General features: G+C 53.8%; 17 protein-coding genes. 9 read left to right on the forward strand and 8 right to left on the reverse strand.

Annotation, left to right across the window (positions count from 1 at the left end; translation table 11 throughout):
• The first annotated feature begins 64 nt into the window (after positions 1–64).
• Positions 65–397 (forward strand): hypothetical protein, encoded by a 333-nt coding sequence (locus tag BR04_RS02535; protein WP_496354407.1) that lies wholly within the window; start codon positions 65–67, stop codon positions 395–397.
• Here BR04_RS02535 and BR04_RS02540 read toward each other — a convergent pair.
• The 4 genes from BR04_RS02540 to BR04_RS02555 form a co-directional block, all read right to left on the reverse strand.
• Positions 360–1,373 (reverse strand): MBL fold metallo-hydrolase, encoded by a 1,014-nt coding sequence (locus BR04_RS02540; RefSeq protein WP_496354408.1) that lies wholly within the window; start codon positions 1,371–1,373, stop codon positions 360–362. The two genes, BR04_RS02535 and BR04_RS02540, sit on opposite strands and share 38 nt — an antisense overlap.
• Positions 1,370–2,080 carry an RluA family pseudouridine synthase gene (locus BR04_RS02545; protein ID WP_496354409.1) on the reverse strand — a complete coding sequence of 237 codons (711 nt, stop codon included), beginning with the start codon at positions 2,078–2,080 and terminating at the stop codon, positions 1,370–1,372. The genes BR04_RS02540 and BR04_RS02545 overlap by 4 nt, the downstream gene beginning before the upstream one ends.
• Positions 2,077–2,967: a LysR family transcriptional regulator gene (locus BR04_RS02550; RefSeq protein ID WP_496354410.1), complete on the reverse strand. Its 891-nt coding sequence runs from the start codon at positions 2,965–2,967 to the stop codon at positions 2,077–2,079. The genes BR04_RS02545 and BR04_RS02550 overlap by 4 nt, the downstream gene beginning before the upstream one ends.
• A gap of 301 nt (positions 2,968–3,268) precedes the next feature.
• On the reverse strand, positions 3,269–3,967 hold the full coding sequence (locus BR04_RS02555) for a hypothetical protein (RefSeq protein WP_496354411.1): 699 nt from the start codon (positions 3,965–3,967) through the stop codon (positions 3,269–3,271).
• Positions 3,968–4,331: 364 nt separating this feature from the next.
• Here BR04_RS02555 and BR04_RS02560 point away from each other — a divergent pair, with 364 nt between their 5' ends.
• Positions 4,332–5,987 carry a Na/Pi cotransporter family protein gene (locus BR04_RS02560; protein WP_496354412.1) on the forward strand — a complete coding sequence of 552 codons (1,656 nt, stop codon included), beginning with the start codon at positions 4,332–4,334 and terminating at the stop codon, positions 5,985–5,987.
• Positions 5,988–6,131: 144 nt separating this feature from the next.
• On the opposite strand, the gene BR04_RS02565 is transcribed toward BR04_RS02560, so the two are convergent.
• Complete coding sequence (locus BR04_RS02565) at positions 6,132–6,656, reverse strand: peptidylprolyl isomerase (RefSeq protein ID WP_496354413.1); 525 nt, start codon at positions 6,654–6,656, stop codon at positions 6,132–6,134.
• Positions 6,657–6,847: 191 nt separating this feature from the next.
• Entirely contained in the window at positions 6,848–8,560 is a 1,713-nt protein-coding gene (locus tag BR04_RS02570) for an acyl-CoA dehydrogenase family protein (protein WP_496354414.1), read from the reverse strand.
• A 161-nt stretch (positions 8,561–8,721) separates the two neighbouring features.
• Here BR04_RS02570 and BR04_RS02575 point away from each other — a divergent pair, with 161 nt between their 5' ends.
• The 6 genes from BR04_RS02575 to BR04_RS02600 all read left to right on the forward strand — a co-directional run bounded on the left by BR04_RS02575 (position 8,722) and on the right by BR04_RS02600 (position 15,460).
• Positions 8,722–9,723: a tRNA dihydrouridine synthase gene (locus BR04_RS02575; RefSeq protein WP_496354415.1), complete on the forward strand. Its 1,002-nt coding sequence runs from the start codon at positions 8,722–8,724 to the stop codon at positions 9,721–9,723.
• A gap of 220 nt (positions 9,724–9,943) precedes the next feature.
• Positions 9,944–11,038 (forward strand): spermidine/putrescine ABC transporter ATP-binding protein PotA, encoded by a 1,095-nt coding sequence (gene potA / locus BR04_RS02580; protein WP_496354416.1) that lies wholly within the window; start codon positions 9,944–9,946, stop codon positions 11,036–11,038.
• A complete protein-coding gene (gene potB / locus BR04_RS02585; RefSeq protein ID WP_496354417.1) occupies positions 11,028–11,885 on the forward strand; it encodes a spermidine/putrescine ABC transporter permease PotB in 858 nt (285 codons plus the stop codon). The genes potA and potB overlap by 11 nt, the downstream gene beginning before the upstream one ends.
• 15 nt (positions 11,886–11,900) lie before the next feature.
• Positions 11,901–12,683: a spermidine/putrescine ABC transporter permease PotC gene (gene potC / locus BR04_RS02590; protein WP_496354418.1), complete on the forward strand. Its 783-nt coding sequence runs from the start codon at positions 11,901–11,903 to the stop codon at positions 12,681–12,683.
• Positions 12,680–13,714, forward strand: a complete 1,035-nt coding sequence (locus tag BR04_RS02595; protein ID WP_496354419.1) for an extracellular solute-binding protein — start codon at positions 12,680–12,682, stop codon at positions 13,712–13,714. The genes potC and BR04_RS02595 overlap by 4 nt, the downstream gene beginning before the upstream one ends.
• A 51-nt stretch (positions 13,715–13,765) precedes the next feature.
• Positions 13,766–15,460, forward strand: a complete 1,695-nt coding sequence (locus BR04_RS02600; RefSeq protein ID WP_496354420.1) for a potassium channel family protein — start codon at positions 13,766–13,768, stop codon at positions 15,458–15,460.
• Positions 15,461–15,686: 226 nt separating this feature from the next.
• On the opposite strand, the gene ilvC is transcribed toward BR04_RS02600, so the two are convergent.
• A complete protein-coding gene (gene ilvC, locus BR04_RS02605) occupies positions 15,687–17,150 on the reverse strand; it encodes a ketol-acid reductoisomerase (RefSeq protein WP_496354421.1) in 1,464 nt (487 codons plus the stop codon).
• Positions 17,151–17,302: 152 nt separating this feature from the next.
• Here ilvC and ilvY point away from each other — a divergent pair, with 152 nt between their 5' ends.
• On the forward strand, positions 17,303–18,202 hold the full coding sequence (gene ilvY / locus BR04_RS02610; protein WP_496354422.1) for an HTH-type transcriptional activator IlvY: 900 nt from the start codon (positions 17,303–17,305) through the stop codon (positions 18,200–18,202).
• A gap of 52 nt (positions 18,203–18,254) precedes the next feature.
• Here ilvY and BR04_RS02615 read toward each other — a convergent pair whose 3' ends face one another.
• Positions 18,255–21,323, reverse strand: coding sequence for a PAS domain S-box protein (locus BR04_RS02615; RefSeq protein ID WP_496354424.1), 3,069 nt, complete (start codon positions 21,321–21,323; stop codon positions 18,255–18,257).
• Between the last annotated feature and the right edge of the window lie 55 nt (positions 21,324–21,378).

Here is a 21,378-nt window from a genome sequence, read left to right on the forward strand (position 1 = left end):
ATTTTTGTTTTTTTACTGTTTTTTTGTTCTTTTTCCATGAAGCGTGGAGTGCTGAGGAGTCCTGATGCCGGATCTGAGTGTTTTTGAAGTGATGATGCTGCTGTGTTTTGGGTTTGCCTGGCCCGTTTCTATCTGGAAATCCTGGCATTCCAGAACCAACGGGGGAAAAAGCCCCGTTTTTCTCGTGATTGTCTGTGTGGGCTATGTGGCGGGGATTCTGCACAAGGTTTTTTATCAGTATGATGCCGTCATCTGGCTGTATGTGCTGAACGGTGGCATGGTGGTCTGTGATCTGCTGCTTTATGTCCGCAATGCCACCCTGATGCGCAGGGGCGGGCCGCCCTTCCACGACATGGGGGTCAGGGAAGGGCTGAAGGAGCAGGGGACACAGCCCTGAACCGCCATTTCCCCCTTTCCCTCCGGCTATGGATCAGCCCTTTCTCCATGAGCATACGCAGGGTGAGGAGTACCCAGCCTTCCGCGCTGATCCGTGTGACGGAAGGGGCTGAGGGATAGAGCTGCCGCAGCAGGGCATAAAAGGAGATTCCCCTGTCTCCCGCTTCACGGACGGCCTGGAGGACACGCAGGGTTCGTTTACGGGAATGGTTCAGGGCCGCTTCAAGGTGGCTTACGGGCTCTTCCACGGGGGAGCCGTGGGCAGGGAAGATCCGGTTCAGAGGGGACATGGACAGCAGTTTTTCGAGGCTGGCTTCATAGGCGTCGATGCTGCTGCGCGGGGGGCCCATCCAGGGAGTGATGCGGCGGAGGACATGATCTCCGGACAGGAGAAAACCTTCCGCCGGGCAGTACAGTCCCAGGTGGTCTTCCGCGTGTCCGGGCAGGGGAAAATGGTGCAGGATCCGGTTTCCCGCCCTGATCGTACCGGTTTCGGGAATCAGGAGATCCGGATCCGGTATCCAGTGCATGCCAAAAAGTTGGTTCTGCATCCATTCAAGAAAGGGCAGGATCAGGCGCAGCAGGGCAGGAGCCATGGGCCTGAGGGCTTCCGGCCCTTCCTGCCAGGCCCTGCGGTAGTGCTCGGCAGAGGCGATTTTTTCGGCCATCTGCGCTGTCAGGAGGATGCGTCCGCCGGTGAGGGTGCGCAGGCTGCGGGCACCGGCAAAATGATCTCCATGACCATGGCTGATGAGGATGTGGCGGATACGGCATGTCTCTCCCCGATGGGCCATGATGCTTTGGATTCTTTTCAGGTCTTCCGCAACCCGCCGGATATCCCACCTTGTACCATATCCCGCATCCCAGAGCAGTCCGTCTTCGCCCGCAAAGAGGTAGAGATTCACCGGCGGTTTCAGAAGAGGAATCCTGGATGCCAGCTGAATCCGGAAAAGATTTTTTTCCACTTCCTGAATCATGGGCGATCCCTTTCCATGAGTCTGTCAAAGGCTTCAGGTGTACATCGGCTTTCCACGGAAAGAAAGGTGCTGCCTTCCGGTGGCTGGAAGGACAGGGTTGTGGCATGCAGTCCCAGACGCATTTCCGGCCAGTTTTTTTCCAGAAAACGCAGGGCACGGGCAGGAGCATAGCGCCGGTCTCCCACCAGAGGATGACCGGACAGGGCCGCATGGCGGCGGATCTGATGGGTACGGCCCGTAAGGGGAAAACAGCGCAGCAGGGTATACCGGGCCGAGGATGCGGAGACGGCATAGCGGGTCTCACAATCGACGAGCGGTGCTGCCCCCTGGGGGTTCTGGCGGCCTTCTGCTTTGGTGGAAAGGGGCGTTTTCCAGAGTCCTTCCCGTTCCGGCATGGAACCATGCACCAGAGCAAGGTATTCTTTCTGGATCGTTTTTTCTTCAAACTGCTGGCTGAGACTGTGAAAAACCCCGGCATTCAGGGCCAGAAGCACAAGGCCGCTGGTTTCAGCATCCAGCCGGTGCACAGGGTGCACACCGAAATCCGGATCCCAGCCCTGAAAGGCATTCTCTGGCGCGGACTGGACAAGGGCCAGGGAAAGGGAGAGGAGATCCTTCCCGGGCTGGTTGTGCACACTCATGCCGCAGGGTTTTTCCATTACCAGCCATCCGACACCCGAAGCGGTGAGAAGGGGAGAACGGGTCATTTTTTTCCCCCCCTGCGGAGGACTGTGCTGACCATGGAAGAAAAGGTCTCCATGGGGCGGGTTTCGTATTTGTCCCGGTGGAGCAGCCTGTAGAATTTTCTGGGAAAACGCATATTGCTGAGGGCTACGGGGAAAAGTTTTCCCTGCTGAATTTCCGGCTCAATGGCATAGGGGGACATGCAGCTCAGGGTATCGGGATTTTGCAGTACTTTTTTGACGGATTCCGTGTGGTCAAACTCTAAAAACACATGGAGATGGACGGCCTGATCGCCAAGCCCCTGGAGAAAGGTATCCCGGGTGCCGGATCCCGGTTCCCGCAGCAGCCATCGGTGGCGGAGAAGGGAGTCCATGGTATAGGGACCTTTGCGGGCAAAGTCCTGATTGGAGGAGACCACAATCATTTCCTCTTCCCCGATCGGTGCGGACATGACCACAGCACTCTGTACTTCGCCTTCCACAAAGCCCATATCCAGTTTTCCATTTTCCACACTCTGGGTGATCTCACTTGAGTTGGCCGAGGTGGTGGTGATGGAGACATCGGGATACAGATCCCTGAAGCGGTAAAGAATATGGGGGAGCACGTAGTCGGCGATGGTGGCGGAGGCACCGATGTGCATATGCCCGCTCATGCGCTCTCCCTTGAAGAGACCGATGGTGTCATGGAACTGCTGCATGAGGGGAGCCAGCCGCTCGGAAAGTGCCCGGCCATTTTCATTGAGAACCAGACGGCGGTTCAGACGGTCAAAGAGGGGAACCCCCACCTCATTTTCCAGTTCCTTCAGGGCACTGGAGACGGCGGCCTGGGTAAGGTAGTGCTGTTCGGCTACTTTTCGGACATGGGGGGTGAGGGACAGGGCAAGGAAGAGTTCCAGTTGGCGAAAGGTCATGGGATCTCCGTAAGGTGTACCGTTTTGTTTTTTTCGGCCAGGCGGTATTTCAGGTGAAACAGGTTTACGGAGAAAACCAATAAAAAAATTTTATGAGTTTGTCCAGAATTATCAATTTGTTTTTTCATCTTTTGAACGCTATACCTTTTAAAAACGTATGGGGTTATCCGGAAATTTCCTCTGACACGAAGGGACTCCCTGAATTTTCCGGATATGCCCGCTTACGTGGCACACATCCCTACCTCCATCAGAAGCAATACCTTCCCCTTAAGGAAACGCCGGACAAAGTCCGGCGTTTCCTTTATGTGCTTTTACCGGATAGGAGGGGTTGAAACAGGGAGTTCAGAATAAAGACCACGACGCGTGTGCTTTCATCGGAATCTTCCGTGATTCTTTCCACAAGGCTGGCAAGTTCCATGAGGTGAATCATGGATGGCGTGCTGGTACCGCTTTCCAGAATTTTCCGTTTGGTTCTCCGGGCAATGGTCTGGGCCTTGTCCGTTTTATCCAGAATTTCCTGGGCGGCGGCCAGGGCTTTTTTCTTGTTTCTGGCCTGGGGTTTCTTCATCCAGAAACCTGCGGCCAGGGAGAGTTTTTCCAAGGCCTCCACCGTTTCACCCGCAGCATCCGCCAGAAGAAAGAGTTCCGTCTCCAGGGGATCCACAACGGCGTCCTCCCGCACAAGTACCCATTCCAGCACCTTTTCCATGTGCAGGGCAATGCGGCCATGGGCACGGATATACAGGTGACAGAGGGTGGGCCGGATGGTGAGTCTGCGGAAAAATCGGGGTTTCAGTACCCCATCCCCTTCCAGGCGCTGAATTTCCTGGCGCAGGCGGAACACATCATTCTTAAAGGGAAGAGCCATTTCCATTTTTTTGGAGATGATACATTCCATGGCCTGCTGAAAGGCAAAGGCGCATTCCCTGAGAAGGGCTGTCAGGTGGCGTGTCTGGCTGAAGGGGTTTTCGATGAAAAAATTCATTCCGGGAAAGTGCATGGTGCTGTCCAGTTTTGGGGTATTCTGTAGGGCTGAAAGGGGGCTTGAAAAAAAGATGCGCTCCCTTTTCTCCTGTAGAATGCAGGCAATACCACCATTGGCGGACAGGAATCAAGTCCGGTGTCAGCAATGGATGACCATTGGATGACCATTCGCATTGACAGCAGGGGGATGTCGTGTATAAAAACCCCGATTGACAGACGCGGTTTTGGAAAGCCGTACCTTATACAGGGGAGAAGGTATCTGTCTGTTTTTTTGGAGGGGGAATCCGGCACGTTGACGGGAAAAAACCTGATCTGACGCCTGGAAGGGTGGACGTGCGTCCGCATGCAGGCAGGAAAACAGGGGCGAGAGGGAGATAATAATGCATGATATCAACTGGATAACCTTTACTTTTCAGCTTCTCGGCGGACTGGGACTTTTTTTGCTGGGTATGCGCATGATGTCCGATGGTCTGCAAAAATCCGCCGGAGATTCTTTACGCAGCATTCTGGAAAAGCTCACTTCCAACCGGGTGATCGGAGCCATGGTCGGGATTGTGGTGACGGCTATGATCCAGAGCAGTTCCGCCACAACGGTGATGGTGGTAGGTTTTGTGAATGCGGGGCTGATGAACCTCACCCAGGCCCTGAGTGTGGTGCTCGGCGCCAATGTGGGCACAACGGTGACGGCCCAGCTTATTGCTTTCAAAATTTCAGCAGTCGCACTCCCCGCCATTGGCGTGGGAGTTTTTTTACGTCTTTTTTCACGGGTTCCCAAATTGCAGTACTGGGGAGAGGTCATTGTCGGTTTTGGTCTGCTCTTCCTTGGCCTTGAAGTTATGACCAAGAGCTTTGTTCCCCTGCGTCAGAGTCCCATGTTCCGGGAGGCCTTTGTTTACTTTTCCGTGAATCCCGTTGCTGCCGCTTTTGCGGGTGCCATCCTCACCATGCTGGTACAGAGCAGCTCCGCCACCATGGGGATCACCATCGCTCTGGCGAGTACGGGACTCATTGATTTTTATGCTGCTTCCGCCTTTGTGCTGGGGGAAAATATCGGAACCACCATCACTGCCAATATTGCGGCCATTGGTGCCAACAAAACCGCCAAACGGGCGGCTCTGGGACACTTTCTCTTTAACGCCATTGGTGTGGCGTACATGCTGGTTCTCCTGACCTATTTCACGGAGTTTGTGGATGCCATCACACCCGGAGAAGCCAATTTTGTCAATGCGGATGGCTTCCATCCCTATGTGGCCCGCCACATCGCCAACGTGCACACCCTTTTCAATGTCATCAATATTCTGGTTTTCCTGCCCATGATCGGTTTTCTAGCCCTGCTCTGCGAACGCCTCATTCCGGGTGTGGATGCCCCGGATATCCGTACCACGGTTCTTGACGACAGCCTGATTGAAACGCCGGACATGGCTGTGCGTCAGGCACGCAAAGAGGTGGAGCGCATGAGCCGCACTGCGCTGGAAATGCTGATGCTGGCGAAAAAGGCTTTTTTTGAGCGGGATCTCAAGATCATCAACCGGATCTATGAGCTGGAAAGCAAGGTGGATCGCATGGAAAAGGAAATTGGTACCTACCTTGTCAAGCTTTACCAGACGCCCATGACGGAAAGAAATTCAAGATATATCAACAGTATGATGCATGTGCTGCACGATATTGAAAAAATAGGGGATTACAGCGAGTCCATTGCCCGGTACGCGGAAAAGATGATTCAGGAAAAGATGACTTTTTCCGATGGGGCCCGGGAAGAAATGGCTGAAATCTTTGATGTGGCCATCCGTTTCTGTACCCATGTGTTTGATGGCTACAATACGGGAAAATATGGCATCTGGGTGGATACGGCGGATGAGAATCTGCTCGACCAGATGAAAATCCAGTTCAAGAACAATCACATGGATCGTCTCAGTTCCGGAGTGTGCAGTGTGACCATGGGGATGCTTTTTGTGGATATTCTGAACAAACTGGAAAAGGTGGGAGACAACGCCTTTAACATTGCCCAGGTGCTGGTGCAGCGGGAACTGGGGTAAGGAAGACCAGGGATCTGCCCCGGATGGGGTGGAGACAGGGAAACGGCTGAATTGCCAGAAGAACAGGCGGTTCTCCCCTGCTACGGGGAGACCGCCTGTCGTGTTTCTGGCGCTGATCACATCACGGGATTTTCCACAGGATTTTCAGGAACGCTGAATGGTCACCTTCTGGATGACAACGGGTTCCAGGGGTTTGTCCTGGCTGTTTGTTTTGACCTTGCCGATGGTCTGCACCACATCCAGACCCTTGGTGACCATGCCGAAAACCGTATGACGGTTGTTCAGGTGGGGAGTGGGAGCCAGGGTGATGAAAAACTGGCTGCCGTTGGTACCGGGGCCGGCATTGGCCATGGAAAGGATGCCGGGGGCATTGTGCTTGAGATCCTTGTGAAACTCATCTTTGAAGCGGTAGCCGGGATCTCCCGTGCCTGTTCCCATGGGGCAGCCGCCCTGGATCATGAAATCATCAATGATCCGGTGGAAGATGAGACCATCGTAAAAATTCCCCTGACGCAGGGTACGCTGCCGACCTTCGGCAAGATTGACAAAGTTCCACACCGTTTCCGGTGCTTCCTTGACAAAAAGCTGGATTTCAAAATTTCCCATGCTGGTTTCAAAAAGGGCGGTGAGACCGGCAACATCTTCTTTGTAGTCGGATTTTTTCAGCATTGTTTCTCCTTGATGGAAGGATGGGTTCGCAGAATGCCGATGGAATCGGCTTTTCGTTTCAAGGCCTTGTAGCAGTTCGTCATGAAGCTGAAAAGAAAAAAAGCTCCCCGGAATCCGGGGAGCTGTGGGAACCGGCGTGAAAGGCCCAGACAGAAGGACGCCGGAGTCTGAGCCTTTCAGGGAGTCCTTTTTCAGGGGTTCATGTGGTAGGCATCCACAAGGCTGTAGATTTCATTTTCGATGATGCGCTTGTAACGCTCCAGATTCACAACAGGTTTTCTGTACATTTTGGTGCACAGTTCCTGCTGTTTGTCGCTGGTGGCCTGCTTCATGGCCAGGTTCATGGCATAGGTGGACATATCCCGTACAAAGACGTCAAAGAGGGAGTCCAGGGTGTCATCCGAGAGACCTTCAATCTTTGCGGACTCACAGATGAGCTGGGCGTAGGGCACCACGGAAAAACATTCGCCCAGGGCATAGAGGAAGTCGAAGTTCTTCATCTGCTCCATGAGATCCATGCCGGAACCCATGAGGAATTCCTTGAAGGCTTCGATCTGCTCCATGAAGACGGCCACGTTGGGCAGGTGGGAGAGAGCCTTGAAGGTGGGCATGTAGTCGTGGAACTGAATCTTGCCGTAGCCCTTGGTGGGTCCCTGGTTGAAGAGGAAGTCGTCGTTCTGACCACCATTCATACGGGGCACTTCGGGGTAGGCCTTGGGGTTGAAGATGTAGTTGGGGATGAGCTTGGCGATGAGGGCCATGTTCACATGCTTGGTACCTTCAAGCTTGGGCATACCCTTGATTTCCACGGCGGCCTGCTCAAAGAACATGTCCTTTTCAAAGCCGCGGGCTGCCAGAATGTCCCAGAGCAGTTCCATGACCAGCTCACCCTGGGTGGCCACCTTCATTTTCATGAGGGGGTTGAAGAGGAGGTAGCGGCGGTCTTCGGCATTGGCGGCCCGCAGATAGTCCGTGGCCCGCAGACCAAAGAGTTTCATGCCCACGATGCGGCACCAGGAGTCAAAGAAGAGCTGCTGGATGTGGGCGAAATCCGTAACATACTTGCCAAAAAGGTTGCGCTTGGCGGCATGGTTCAGGGTCTCGTAGAGGGAGTGCTCACAAAGGCCGATGGAGGCGGAGCCGATGTTGAACTTACAGATGTTGATGGTGTTCAGCATGTCATCCCAGGCTTTCTGGCCACGGGAGAGGATTTCGGCTTCCGTGATGGGATAGTCATGGAGGGCGAATTCCGCCACATACATCTGGTTCTGGGCAATGACGTTCTTGATGCACTCATATTTTTCATGGCTGGAATCCACCACGAAAAAGACGTATTCATCGGTATCCGCCATTTTGGCGAATACGGTGACGCTGCCCGCAAGGTTGCCGTTACCGATATAGTATTTGGAACCCCGTGCGAGGTAGGTGCCATCGGCCTGGGGGTAAAGCTTCATTTCACTGGAGTAGATGTCCGCACCATGGGCCCGCTCGGAAAGGCCAAAGGCGCAGAGGGGGTTTTCCTTGAGTTTGGCGGCAGCCTTGTGTTTGGCTTCCTCGTTGTCCCCCAGAAGGACAGGGTCAAGGCCCAGGGTGGATACATGGAACATATACCAGTAGGCAGAGCCATAGAAACCAAGGATTTCGGAAAACTCGAACATGCGGTAGGTGGAGTAGTACTGGTTGGGATCTTCCCCGTAGCCTTTGGGCAGGAAAAGGGTTTCAAAGATCCGCTCTTTTTTGACAAATTCCGCAAAATCGTAGGTGAATTCCCGGCTGTGGAAATCTTCTTTCAGTTTGGCAAGACCTTTGGTCTCAAAAAAATCGATGGTCTTTTTCATAATTTCCGCAGATCGTGCATCCGGGTAATTGCGGTCTTTGTAGTTTTTGGGATTGAACAGCACCATGGGGCCTCCTTTGCGGATCATAACAATAGGGTTTAAGGATAATGCGGTCTTTGCCGGTTCAGGGAAAGACGCAGAGAGCATAACGGTTTATTACTTTGTATACAAGATAAAATTTCAGAAGTGTTTCATTTTGAATGAATTTCCATAGAAAAAGGATGCTTATGTATGTAATTATGGCGCCGATGCGGGGGTACACGGACACCATTTACCGGGCAGTATGGGGTCGGCATTTCAGGGGACTGGATGAGGCCATGGCCCCTTTTATTTCCCTGCACAAGGCCTCCGAGGTTTCCCTGAAGACACTTGGGGATCTCGTCCCCCGAAGCCCTTCCCCTTTACCGGTGACCCCCCAGATGCTGGGGAATCAGCCCGATGCCTTCATTGACCTTGCTGCCCTGCTTGCGGATCAGGGCTACGGGGAGCTGAACTGGAATCTCGGATGTCCCTTTCCCATGGTCGCCAAAAAAGCCCGGGGGTCGGGTCTTCTCTGCCATCCGGACCGGGTGGATGCCTTTCTGGAACGGGTCTGTGCCTCCGCTCCCCTGGCGGTTTCCGTCAAAATCCGGCTGGGACGTCAGCGCAGGGAGGAAATGGAGGCCATTCTTCCTGTTCTGAACCGCTATCCCCTGAGCCGGGTGGTGGTGCATCCCCGCATCGGTACCCAGATGTATACCGGCAGACCGGATCTTGCGGCCTTTACCCGTTTTCTTGCGGCCTGCCGTCATCCTGTGGTCTACAATGGAGATATCTGGTCTGAAGAAGATTTTATGGCCCTTTCAAAGCGGTATCCCGGAGTCTCTTCCTGGATGCTGGGCAGGGGGCTTCTGGCAGATCCTTTTCTTCCGGAACGGATTCGGGGGCTTTTTGTATCCGGAGAGGGGAGTGCTCTTGCACGTTTTCTGGCGTTTTATGCGGATCTTGAGGCGGCCTACGCGGAAAGGCTTTCCGGGCCTTCCCATCTTCTTGCCCGTATGAAGGGCTGGTGGGCCTGTTTTCACCAGAGCTTTGCGGGCGGCGATGCGTTTTTTAAAAAAATCAGGAAAATAGAAAATATCGAAGCCTTCCGGGGTGCTGTTCAGGCTTTCTGGGATCAGAGACCGCAGTGGCAGCCTTTGCAAACCGGAGGCTGGGTGGAGGAGGGGGTGGAAAAGCCTTGGGAATAAACCCTTTGAGGACAGGGCGTTAGCTGGGCTTTTTTATGAAAATGCTTGTTATCATTGACAGCCTTGTCCTTGTTTTTTATATGACGGCTGCGCCAAAAGCTTTTGGGATAAAGGCTTTTGGCGTCCTGCTTTTCGGCCCTGGAGGAAGCCTTCCCGGGATGGGGAGTTTTTCCCCCTTTGTTTTGTCGATATCATGTCCGAAAGGAGGGCCCCATGCCCTATGACACAGCCGGTGATTCAGCTTAAGAATGTCAGCAAACGTTTTCACGATGAAACCGCAGTGGTGGATTTCAGTCTGGATGTTTACCCCGGAGAGTTTCTGACCCTTCTGGGGCCTTCCGGTTGTGGCAAGACCACGGTGCTCCGTCTTCTGGCAGGGTTTGAGCAGCCCTCGGAAGGGGAGGTGATTCTGGCCGGACGCTGCGTGAATCAGGTACCGCCCAACCGCAGGGACGTGAATACGGTCTTTCAGTCCTACGCCCTTTTTCCCCATATGAGCGTGTTCGACAATGTGGCTTTCAGCCTCAAGCTCAAAAAAACAGCGAAAAAGGAGATTCAGGAGCGGGTTCAGGAAGCCCTTTCCATGGTCAAGCTTGCGGAATATGCCCACCGCAGGGTGCATCAGCTTTCCGGCGGGCAGCAGCAGCGTGTGGCCATGGCCCGTGCCATTGTCAACCGTCCTCTGGTGCTGCTTCTGGATGAGCCCCTTTCCGCCCTGGATTACCAGCTGAGAAAGACCATGCAGCTAGAATTGAAACGGTTGCAGCGGCATCTGGGGATCACCTTCATCTTTGTGACCCACGATCAGGAAGAAGCCCTGTTCATGAGCGATCGGGTGGTGGTGATGAACGGTGGCCGGATTGAGCAGATGGGACGGCCCCAGGAGATCTACGAGGAACCCGTCAACATGTTTGTGGCCCGGTTTGTGGGGCAGATCAACGTGTTCGAAGGCCGTATCGTCAAGGCCCGGGAAGGGGGCGGGTATCTCTGCCGTATGGGGAAGATGGATTTTCCCCTGAGCACGAAAAAAATCTTTGAGGAAAACGCGGATGTCCGGATTCTGCTGCGGCCTGAAGACCTCAAGATTGAACGTCTTTCCGATGGCTGTGCCCCGCCTTATCTGCCTGGCGTGGTGGAGGAACTTCTCTACAAAGGATCCACTGTGGATCTTGTGATCCGTCTGGATTCCGGAGAACAGATCTTTGTCACAGAATTTTTCAATGAGGATGCCGAGCACATTTTTTATGCCGAAGGTGAGAAGGTCTGTGTCAGCTGGATCGAAGGATGGGAGGTGGTTTTTTCCCATGCAGAATGAAAGAAGCCTTTTCAAAAACGGCGTGATCCTGCTGGTCTGCTTCTGGCTGGGCATTTTTGTGTTCATGCCCAACATCCTGGTGCTGATCACAAGCTTTCTGGAGCGGGATGCCGCCCATTTTGTCAGTTCCCACCTTTCTCTGGAAGCGTACAAAACCCTTTTCGATCCGGTATTCTTAAGCATTTTTCTGGCCTCTTTCCGGATTTCCCTCACCGTGACCCTGGTCTGCCTTGTGGCTGCCTATCCCTTCAGCTATGGCATTGCCCGCGCGCCCCGCAGATGGCGGCGTTTTCTCCTGGTTCTGGTGATCATTCCCTTCTGGACCAGCTCTCTGGTGCGTACCTATTCCCTTATGATGCTGATGCGGGCCAATGGTCTTCTTAATACCTGGCTTCTGGATCTGGGCCTGATCGAAAGACCCTTTACCATGCTCTATACCGAAGGGGCTGTGCTTTTCGGGCTTGTCTACAACCTTCTGCCCTTTATGATTCTGCCCCTCTATGCCGCCATTGAAAAAATGGATCCAAAACTGCTGGAGGCCGCAGAGGATCTGGGAGCCAACCGTTTCCAGCGTTTTACGCGGGTGGTGCTGCCCCTGACCCTTCCCGGCATCATTGCCGGTTCCATTCTGGTTTTTCTTCCCGCCATGGGGCTTTTTTATATCCCGGACATTCTGGGCGGTTCCCGCAGCATGCTGGTGGGCAACCTCATCCGGGATCAGTTCCTCACCGCAAGAAACTGGCCCTTTGGTGCGGCGGCCAGCGTGGTGCTCACCCTGGTCATGGCCCTGCTGCTGCTGGCCTACTGGCGCAGCATGAAACGTTTCAACGAAAGCATTATCCGCTGATAGGGGAGAGGGTGCATGGCAAAACGGGAAAAACGCCTTGGCCGGAGCCTGTATATGGGGCTGGTGTATGGCTTTTTGTATACGCCCCTTGTGATTCTTATCGTCTATTCCTTCAATGCAGCCCGCTACGGCAGCGCCTGGACGGGTTTTACCCTGGGCTGGTATAAAAGCCTTGTGAACAATCCGAGGCTTCTGGAAGCGGCCTTTCATACGGTGGAGGTGGCGCTGATCTCCAGCTGCATTGCCACCCTCATCGGAACCCTTGCGGCCCTGGCCTTTTACCGCTACCGTTTTGTGGGGCGCAAGGTGCTTTATACCCTGGTGTATATTGTCATGATGAGCCCTGATATTGTGATGGGGATTTCCCTTCTCATCCTTTTTATTCTCCTGGGGCTGCCCGTGGGCTTTGTCACCCTGGTCATCGCCCATGTCACCTTCTGTCTGCCCTTTGTGGTCGTGACGGTCTATGCAAGGATTTCCGGGTTTGACCGCAATGTCATTGAGGCGGCCAAAGATCTGGGAGCTGACGAATTCCAGACTTTCCGGCGGGTGATTCTGCCCATGATCATGCCTGCGGTACTTTCCGGCTGGCTTTTGTCCTTCACCCTTTCCGTGGATGATGTGATTGTAAGTTTTTTTGTGACAGGCCCTGCCTATGAAATTCTGCCGCTGCGTATTTATTCCATGGTACGTCTTGGGGTGAAACCGGAAGTGAATGCCCTTTCCACCCTGATGTTTGCCATCACGCTGGTTTCCGTGCTGGTTTCCCAATGGATGATCAAGGAGAAAAAAGAATGAGAAAAGGATTGGTGGCCCTGGTTGCCGGGCTGTGTCTGCTGGCGGGTTCTGCCCAGGCAAAAGAGAGCCTTTTTGTGTACAACTGGTCGGAGTATATGCCCGAAGCGGTGATTGCTCTGTTTGAAAAGGAGACGGGTATCAAGGTGGTTTACACCACCTTTGACGCCAATGAAGCCATGTATGCCCGGGTGAAACTCCTGGATGGCAAAGGCTATGACCTGATTTTTCCCTCCACCTATTATGTGGACAAGATGCGAAAAGAAGGGCTGCTGCTGCCTCTGGACAAAAGCCTTCTGCCGGGGATGGACAAGCTTGACGCCTCCCTTCTCAACAAATCCTATGATCCGGAAAACCGGTATTCCATTCCCTATCTCTGGGGATCCACGGCCATTGGTGTCCATGCAGGTATGGTGGATGCCACAAAGGTAACGGCCTTTGCCGATTTCTGGAAACCCGAGTACAAGGGACAGGTCATGCTCACCAACGACATGCGCGAGGTGTTTGGTCTGGCCCTGCATGTTCTGGGGTATTCGGGCAACAGCATCCAGGAAACGGAAATTGCTGCCGCCTATGAAAAACTCCGGGAGCTGATGCCCAACCTCCGGCTTTTTGCCGCAGAAAATCAGAAGCAGGTGCTGCTCAGTGGTGAGGCGGTGATCGGGGCCATCTGGAATGGTGAGGCCTATATGGCAGCGGAGGAGAACCCGGATATCCGCTATGTCTATCCCAAAGAAGGGGCTGTTTTCTGGGTGGACTCCATGGCCATTCCCAAGGGGGCCGCCAACCCGGAAGGTGCCCACCGGTTCATCGATTTTATTCTGAGACCGGAAATTGCAAAGATGATTACCGAAGAAATCGGTTATGCCACTCCCAACAGGGCGGCAAAAGCCCTGCTTCTTCCTGAGGTGGCTTCCAATCCCACGGTGTATCCGGATGCGGAGCTGGTTCAGAATGGTGAGTTTCAGAATGATGTGGGCGATGCCATTCTGATTTACCAGCGCTACTGGGAAAGGTTGAAGACCGGACGCTGAAAGGAAGTGACGGAAGCAGCACACCCATAAATTTCCAGGGAGAAGCCGCTTGTGAAATTCATTTCTTCCCAGCTCATGTTTCTCATGCAGGATCGCAGGGCACGGCGCAATATCCGTCTTCTTTCTCGTTTCATTTTGCTGCTGCTTGTCATTATCGCCCTGTACAGTATTCTGTTCCATGCCTTTATGCTGATGGAAGGCCAGGAGCACTCCTGGGCCACAGGCGTGTACTGGACGCTCACGGTCATGTCCACCCTTGGGTTTGGCGACATTACCTTTCAGAGCGATCTGGGCCGGATTTTTTCCATTGTGGTGCTGCTTTCCGGTATTGTTTTTCTTCTGGTTATGCTGCCCTTTACCTTCATCCAGTTTTTCTATGCCCCCTGGCTGGAGGCGGAAACCCAGTCCCGTGCCCGTCAGAGTCTGCCGGAGGATGTGAAAGACCATGTGATTATTGCAGGCTTTGACCCTGTGGCGACCAGCCTTATCGCAAGGCTTGCCAAATATGGACGGGACTATGTTCTCCTGGTGCCGGAAGTACCGGAGGCTCTTGCCTTGCGGGATCAGGGCTACAAGGCACTTGCAGGCGAGCTGGACGATCCGGATACCTACCGCCGTCTCCGTATTGAAAACGCTGTCATGGTGCTGGCACTTACCGATGACATGAAAAATACCAACATCGCCTTTACACTCCGGGAGCTTTCCAGGGACATCCCCATTGTGGTGACTGCGGAAAATGATGATTCTGTGGATATTCTCCGTCTTGCCGGGGCCAGCCATGTATTCCAGTTCCGGAAGATGCTGGGGGGCTTTCTGGCACGCCGCATTGTGGGGGCAGGATTGCAATCCGCCGTCATTGGCCGTTTTGAGAAACTGGTGATTGTGGAAGCCCCTGCCATGCGTACGCCCCTTGTGGGAAAAACTCTGCTGGAATCTGGCCTGCGTCAGGCTACGGGCATGACGGTGGTGGGACTTTGGGAAAGGGGGGTTTTTGCCCTGCCCAGGCCGGAAAGCCGGATTCAATCGGAAACCGTTCTGGTTCTGGTGGGTTCCATGGAACAGGTTCTTGTGTATGAACGTTTTGTGGGAAAACTGGAAGCCCCTTCGGATCCTGTGCTGATTCTGGGTGGAGGCCGGGTAGGGCAGGCGGCTGCGAATATTCTGGAATCACGGGGGGTTGCTTATCGTATTGTGGAGAAAAACCCCAAGATGGCTTCCCGGACCCCCCACATGGTTCTGGGCAGTGCGGCGGATCTTGATGTACTGCTGGATGCGGGTATCCAGCGTGCCCCTTCCGTTTTCATCACCACCCACTCCGATGACATGAATATTTACCTTACCCTCTACTGCCGAAAACTGAGGCCGGATATTCAGATCATCAGTCGGGCTACCCTGGATCGCAACATCAGTATTCTCCATACCGCAGGTGCGGATCTGGTCATGTCCTATGCTGCCCTGGCGGGCAACACCCTTTTCAACCTTTTAAGCCCCGGCAAGGTGCTGATGCTCACCGAAGGTCTGAATATCTTCCGTATTCACAGTCATAAAAGCCTTTGGGGAAAAAGCCTGATGGAAAGCGGTATACGAAAGGATACGGGGTGCAATGTCATTGCCATGGTCACGGGCGGGGAGATGGAGATCAGTCCGGATCCGTTTAAACATATAGAAAAGGATACAGAACTGATTCTTATGGGAAATTTCGAGGCGGAAAGCACGTACAGACGACGTTATCCGGAAAAAAACTGAACCGGTAAATAAGAAATCTGATTTCTCCCCTGACTTATCCCCATGCACTCGCAGATTTTGTCCATGCCGCATTGACTCCATCCTTCCCACGCTGGAGTATGGGAACGATGGCTGAAGCAAAGTGGTGAAGTCAGAGTGCGTTTTGAAAAAAATCCCGCTGTGACCTGAATGGCTCACAGCGGGATTTTTTTTATCAGCGGATACCCCTGCTTTTTCGGGAAGACTTTTAGATGGCTTTCATGCTGGTCATGTAGTGACGCAGGGTCTGGCCAATTTTTTCCACGGGATGGTTGCGGATGGCCTCATTGATGGCAATGAGTTTTTTGTTGTCCACGCCGTTGCTGGTGAAGGTCATGCCCTTGCCGATCACGTCCGTGTCAATTTTTGCCATGAAGTCTTTGAGCAGGGGAACACAGGCCTGGGTGAAAAGGTAGTTGCCGTATTCCGCCGTGTCGGAAATCACCACGTTCATCTCATAGAGCTTGTTGCGGGCGATGGTGTTGGCGATGAGGGGGGTTTCATGCAGGGATTCGTAGTAGGCGGATTCGGGCTGCATACCGGCTTCGGTCATGATTTCAAAGGCCAGCTCCACACCGGCCTTGACCATGGCGATCATGAGGATGCCGTTATCGAAGTATTCCTGCTCGGGAATGGGGGCTTCCTGGATGGGGCACTTCTCAAAGGCTGTTTCTCCGGTTTCCGCACGCCATGTGAGAAGATTTTTGTCGTTGTCCGCCCAGTCCTTCATCATGGTTTCGGAGAAAACGCCTTCCAGGATGTCATCCATGTGCTTTTCGTACAAAGGACGCATGAGGGTCTTCAGTTCTTCGGCCAGTTCAAAGGCCTTCACCTTGGCGGGGTTGGTGAGGCGATCCATCATGTTGGTGATGCCGCCGTGCTTCAGGGCTTCGGTGGTGACCTCCCAGCCCTTCTGAACCAGCTTGGCCGCATAGGCCTTGTCGATGCCTTTTTCCACCATCTTGTCAAAGCAGAGGAGGGAGCCGGTCTGGAGCATGCCGCAGAGGATGGTCTGCTCGCCCATGAGGTCGGACTTCACTTCCGCGATGAAGGAGGAGTGCAGCACGCCTGCGCGGTCACCGCCCGTACCGGCGCAGTAGGCTTTGGCGATTTCAAGGCCGTCTCCGTTGGGATCGTTTTCCGTATGCACGGCAATGAGGGTGGGCACGCCAAAGCCACGGACATACTCGGCCCGCACCTCGGAGCCGGGAGACTTGGGAGCCACCATGATGACGGTGAGGTCTTCACGGATTTTCATGCCTTCTTCCACGATGTTGAAGCCGTGGGAGTAGGAAAGACAGGCGCCTTTTTTCATGAGGGGCATGACCCGTGACACCACGGGGGTGTGGTATTTGTCCGGGGTGAGGTTCAGGACAAGGTCGCCCTTGGGGATGGTTTCCTCATAGGTGCCGTAGGCGAAGTTGTTTTCCGAGGCCAGTTTCCAGGGAAGCAGCTTCTGGGAGATTTCCTCATCCCGAAGGGCGTAGGTGACATCAAGACCGCTGTCTCTCAAGTTGAGGCCCTGGTGAAAGCCCTGGGCGCCGCAGCCCACGATGACGATCTTTTTACCTTTGAGCTTTTCAACGCCATTGAACTCGGAGGGGGCCATGAAGCGGCACTGGCCAAGCTGTTTGATTTTTTCACGGAAAGTCAGGGAAGAAAAATAATTCATTGTCTGGCTCCTGCTTGGGATAGGGGATTGTATTCAAAGGTCTGCATCCAATATGCAGGGCACTGTATTCCATTTGCCACATTGCGTAAAGTGAATTAAGGGAAAGTATAAATTGCATTTTACGCAACAACTGGCCGGAGGATGAGGGAAATATGCACATCGAGGAACTGGAGCTTTTTCTGACCCTTGCCCGGACACGGCACTTCCAGAAGGCCAGCGTCCAGAGCAATATCAGCCCATCGGCACTTTCCCGTGCCATTCAGCGCATGGAAAATCAGGTGGGAGAGCCCCTTTTTGAGCGCAGCAACCGCAGTGTTTCCCTGACCCCTTCGGGGCTTGTGTTTCGCTCCTACGCCGAGCAGATGCTGAAAATCTGGAAGGAGAGCAGGCAGGCCCTCTCCCTTGAAAAAGGGCTGATTTCCGGAGAGCTGGCCATTTATTGCTCCGTCACCGCAGCCTATGGTATTTTGCCTGAAATTCTGGACGGTTTCCGGAGGGCCTATCCCCAGGTGCATATCAAACTGCGTACCGGAGATGCGGAAAGTGCTCTGGAACAGCTTCAGAAAGGGGATACGGATATCGTCATTGCCGCCATTCCGGAGCAGATGCCGGATCATATGGATGCCATGCAGGTGGCGAAGACGCCTCTGGTCTGGATTCGTTCCATCAAAAATGAGGCCTGCGCCCTTCCGGACATCGACTGGCAGGAAACCCCGCTGATTCTGCCCAAGCAGGGGATCGCCAGGATGCGTTTTGACCGCTGGCGTAAGGAAATGCGGATTCAGCCGAAAATCTATGCCCAGGTGACGGGGAACGAGGCCATCATTGCCATGGTGCATCTGGGCTGCGGTATCGGTCTTGTGCCGGAGATGGTGCTGGAAAAAAGCCCGGTCATCCACACCATCACCACCATGGACGTGAGTCCGCCCCTGAAGCCCTATGTCATCGGTATCTGCATCAACAAAAAAAGCCTTGGCAACGCTGTGACCAGGGCTTTCTGGGAAACGGCACGGACATATTCCCTGCATCAGGGCAGGGGAGGCAGCGTCTGATTTTTTGACGAAGGGACAGCGGTGTGGATGCCGTACGGATGCTCAGGCATTTTCATTCACAGTTTTTCTCCGCAGACGGCAACCATTGCAGCAGTGCCGCACAGAGTGCTCCGGGATCAAGGGGTTTGGTCACATAGGCATTCATACCGGCATCAAGGCATTTTTTTCTGTCCTCCTCCATGGCGTATCCCGTCATGGCGATAACGGGAATCCTTGGGTTGCGCACACCGGAGGCCGGATCACGAAGTCTTTTTGTGGCTTCCAGTCCGTCCATAAGGGGCATCTGCACATCCATGAGTACAAGGTCATAGTCCGTATTTTGCAGGGCGGTCAGGGCTTCCAGACCATTGGATACCGCATGGGCTTCCAGTCCCACAGACTGAAGAAACTCCACGGCAACCAGCTGGTTGATGGCATTGTCTTCCGCAAGAAGGATACGGGCACCCGCCTGGGCAGCCATCTCTTCCCTGCTGCCTTCCCTGGGAGGAGGGGAAGGGGCTGACGTGGTCGTCCGGTTCTGCTTTTCAAATGTGGCCGTGAACCAGAACTCCGAGCCATGGCCTTCCTGACTGCTGACTCCGATCTCTCCGCCCATGAGCAGGGTGAGCTGTCTGGCTATGGCCAGCCCGAGACCCGTGCCGCCGTATTGCCTTGTGGTGGAGACATCGGCCTGGGTGAAGCTGTCGAAGATGAGATCGCGTTTGTCTTCAGGAATACCAATTCCCGTATCCTGCACCGAAAAGAGCAGCAGAGCCTGTGTTTTCTCCTGGGAAACCAGGGTGACGCTGATGTCAATCCGGCCCCTGGGAGTGAATTTGATGGCATTGCCCGTCAGGTTGGTGAGAATCTGACGCAGCCGTCCGGGGTCTCCCTTGAGGAAAACAGGTACCGAAGGATGGCGTATGCAGGCGAAGTCCAGCCCCTTGGTCTGGGCCTGTATGGACATCACCCGGGTAAGGGTGTCCAGAAGCTGATCCAGGTTGAAGTTCAGATTTTCCAGCGTCAGTTTTCCCGTTTCCACCCTGGAGAGATCGAGAATATCATTGATGATGTCAAGCAGGGCTTCTGCACTGCTGTGGATGGTTTCCGCATAATGGCGCTGTTTTTCCTTCAGGTCTGTTTTCAGAAGCAGATCCGTCATGCCCATGACCCCGTTCATGGGGGTGCGGATTTCGTGGCTCATGTGGGCCAGGAACTCACTTTTGGCCCTGTTGGCCTTTTCTGCCTGAAGCGCCATTTCCTGTGCCCGGTCTATGGATTCTTCCAGCGCCCTGTTGGTTTCCTTGAGGGCTTCCCTGGAATGGTGCAGGGCGGTTTCCGTTTCCTTGCGCTCGGTGATATCCACCATGACGCTGAGCAGGTAGTTTTCATTGTGGCTCTGGATGATTTCTCCGGAATAGATGCCATGACGTATCAGTCCATCCCGGGTTTGCAGCTGGATTTCCATATTGCGGATTCTGTTTTCTTTTAAAAAGATTTTCACAAGCCTGTTCAGCTGGTTTTTTTCCCGGAAAAGTCCTATTTCCTCAGGCGTTTTTCCAAGAATTTCCTCTCGGCTGTAGCCGAGGTTTTCCAGGAAGGTTTCGTTGATATCCCGCAGACGGTAGTCCGGAAGGGAAGAGAGGGTCATGAGGGCCGGATTGTTGCGGAAGATGCCCTCAAAACGCTGCTGGGCCTCCACTTCCGTACGGATATCCTTGCCAATGCCGAAAACACATTCCCTCCCGTTCCATTCTCCCCGAAAGAGACGTGTTTCCGTGGGAATAAGGCCTCCATTTTTTTGAACGAGGGGCAGACGGCAGCAGTCTTCCCTGCCTTCCAGGGTGGCCTCCAGATGGTGGATGACTTCTTTTTGTTTTTCTTTTTCATAGAGATCCACAATGGACATGCCGTGACATTCTTTGGGGCTGTAGCCAAGGTTTTTCTGCAAGGCCCTGTTGGTAAAGAGAATACGGCCACGGGGTCGTGTGACGGCCACGGGATCGGTGAAACTGTCGAAGAAACTTCGGAAATTACTTTCTCTTCCACGGATGAGCCGGCTTGCCACAAGGGAGAGGAGCAGGGCTGTGGCGATGATGAAAAAGGTGTTGCGCTGGGCTTTGAGAATTTCATCCGTAAAGTCTGCTTCCGGAATGAGTACACAGATCACCCAGTCAATGCCGCCGTCATCCTGAAGGGAAGAGGCGTGCAGGATCAGGTTTTCTTCTTCCGTACGGAAGCGGAGTGTCCTGATACCCTCCAGTTTTTCAAGCTCTCCCGTCTGGCCAAGGAGGGCAAGGCTGGCTTGCCGGGTTCTTTTGGAGAGGCTTTCGCTTGCCAGGATTCTTCTGGGGTTTCCCCGTTCATCCATCAGGGTTTTTTCATCCATGGGGCAGGAAGAGGCAACGAGAAAGCCGGATTTTTCCATGATAAAGGCGGTGCCGCTTTTCGCGATGGGCATACTTTTTAAGAATTTTTCGATGTGGCCCAGAAAAACATCCACGGAGACGACACCCAGAAGCTCCTTTTCCGGGGTCCATACGGGCCTGCTGGCAGAAATGGCCATTTTATCCGTGCTGAAGAGCAGGTAGATAGCGCTCCATACGGTTTTGTTTTCGAGGATGGCCTTGCTGTACCAGGGCCGTTTGCGGCTGTCAAATCCCGGAAGGCGCAGCTGTACCTCTCCCCTCCGGGCGTCTTCCGTTGCCATGAACCTTGTGAAAAAGCCCGCTTCGAACTGATCTGTGGCGATAAAATAGGTGGCTGGACTGGTATGTTCCCGGCCGCTGTGGGCAAGCCCGCCCCGGGTGTTGCCGAAATAGATACTGCTGAGTTCCGGAAAAAGGGGGAGCTGTCTGAAAAAATGTTTTTCCAGGCTTTCCTGATCCAGAACGGGAAGCAGGCCCCGGCTCAGGGCATCGGCATTGATTTCATTGACCAGTTTGGGAAGAAAGAGAAAGTTTTTGAGGTGATCGGTGATCCGGAGACTGGTTTCTGCGGAAAGCTGGGCCATGACCTCGTGGATGGTATCCAGGGTTTTATAATGATAGACAATTCCTGTCCCGAAAATGGTAACGGTCATCATGAGGAGAAGCGGGATCATGGGAGGAACCCGCAGGATTTTTTGAAGGAATTTTTTCATATGACGATCCCTGATGGCTGGCCGGAATGTTTTTTTGAAGATGGGGCATGGACGG

This window comes from Desulfobotulus sapovorans DSM 2055 (assembly GCF_059569355.1).

Excerpts from the sequence above, each read along its gene's own strand:
- BR04_RS02535 (WP_496354407.1), top strand. The coding sequence starts at position 65 with ATGCCGGATCTGAGTGTTTTTGAAGTGATGATGCTGCTGTGTTTTGGG.
- BR04_RS02540 (WP_496354408.1), bottom strand. The coding sequence starts at position 1,373 with ATGATTCAGGAAGTGGAAAAAAATCTTTTCCGGATTCAGCTGGCATCC.
- BR04_RS02545 (WP_496354409.1), bottom strand. The coding sequence starts at position 2,080 with ATGACCCGTTCTCCCCTTCTCACCGCTTCGGGTGTCGGATGGCTGGTA.
- BR04_RS02550 (WP_496354410.1), bottom strand. The coding sequence starts at position 2,967 with ATGACCTTTCGCCAACTGGAACTCTTCCTTGCCCTGTCCCTCACCCCC.
- BR04_RS02555 (WP_496354411.1), bottom strand. The coding sequence starts at position 3,967 with ATGCACTTTCCCGGAATGAATTTTTTCATCGAAAACCCCTTCAGCCAG.
- BR04_RS02560 (WP_496354412.1), top strand. The coding sequence starts at position 4,332 with ATGCATGATATCAACTGGATAACCTTTACTTTTCAGCTTCTCGGCGGA.
- BR04_RS02565 (WP_496354413.1), bottom strand. The coding sequence starts at position 6,656 with ATGCTGAAAAAATCCGACTACAAAGAAGATGTTGCCGGTCTCACCGCC.
- BR04_RS02570 (WP_496354414.1), bottom strand. The coding sequence starts at position 8,560 with ATGGTGCTGTTCAATCCCAAAAACTACAAAGACCGCAATTACCCGGAT.
- BR04_RS02575 (WP_496354415.1), top strand. The coding sequence starts at position 8,722 with ATGTATGTAATTATGGCGCCGATGCGGGGGTACACGGACACCATTTAC.
- potA (WP_496354416.1), top strand. The coding sequence starts at position 9,944 with ATGACACAGCCGGTGATTCAGCTTAAGAATGTCAGCAAACGTTTTCAC.
- potB (WP_496354417.1), top strand. The coding sequence starts at position 11,028 with ATGCAGAATGAAAGAAGCCTTTTCAAAAACGGCGTGATCCTGCTGGTC.
- potC (WP_496354418.1), top strand. The coding sequence starts at position 11,901 with ATGGCAAAACGGGAAAAACGCCTTGGCCGGAGCCTGTATATGGGGCTG.
- BR04_RS02595 (WP_496354419.1), top strand. The coding sequence starts at position 12,680 with ATGAGAAAAGGATTGGTGGCCCTGGTTGCCGGGCTGTGTCTGCTGGCG.
- ilvC (WP_496354421.1), bottom strand. The coding sequence starts at position 17,150 with ATGAATTATTTTTCTTCCCTGACTTTCCGTGAAAAAATCAAACAGCTT.
- ilvY (WP_496354422.1), top strand. The coding sequence starts at position 17,303 with ATGCACATCGAGGAACTGGAGCTTTTTCTGACCCTTGCCCGGACACGG.
- BR04_RS02615 (WP_496354424.1), bottom strand. The coding sequence starts at position 21,323 with ATGAAAAAATTCCTTCAAAAAATCCTGCGGGTTCCTCCCATGATCCCG.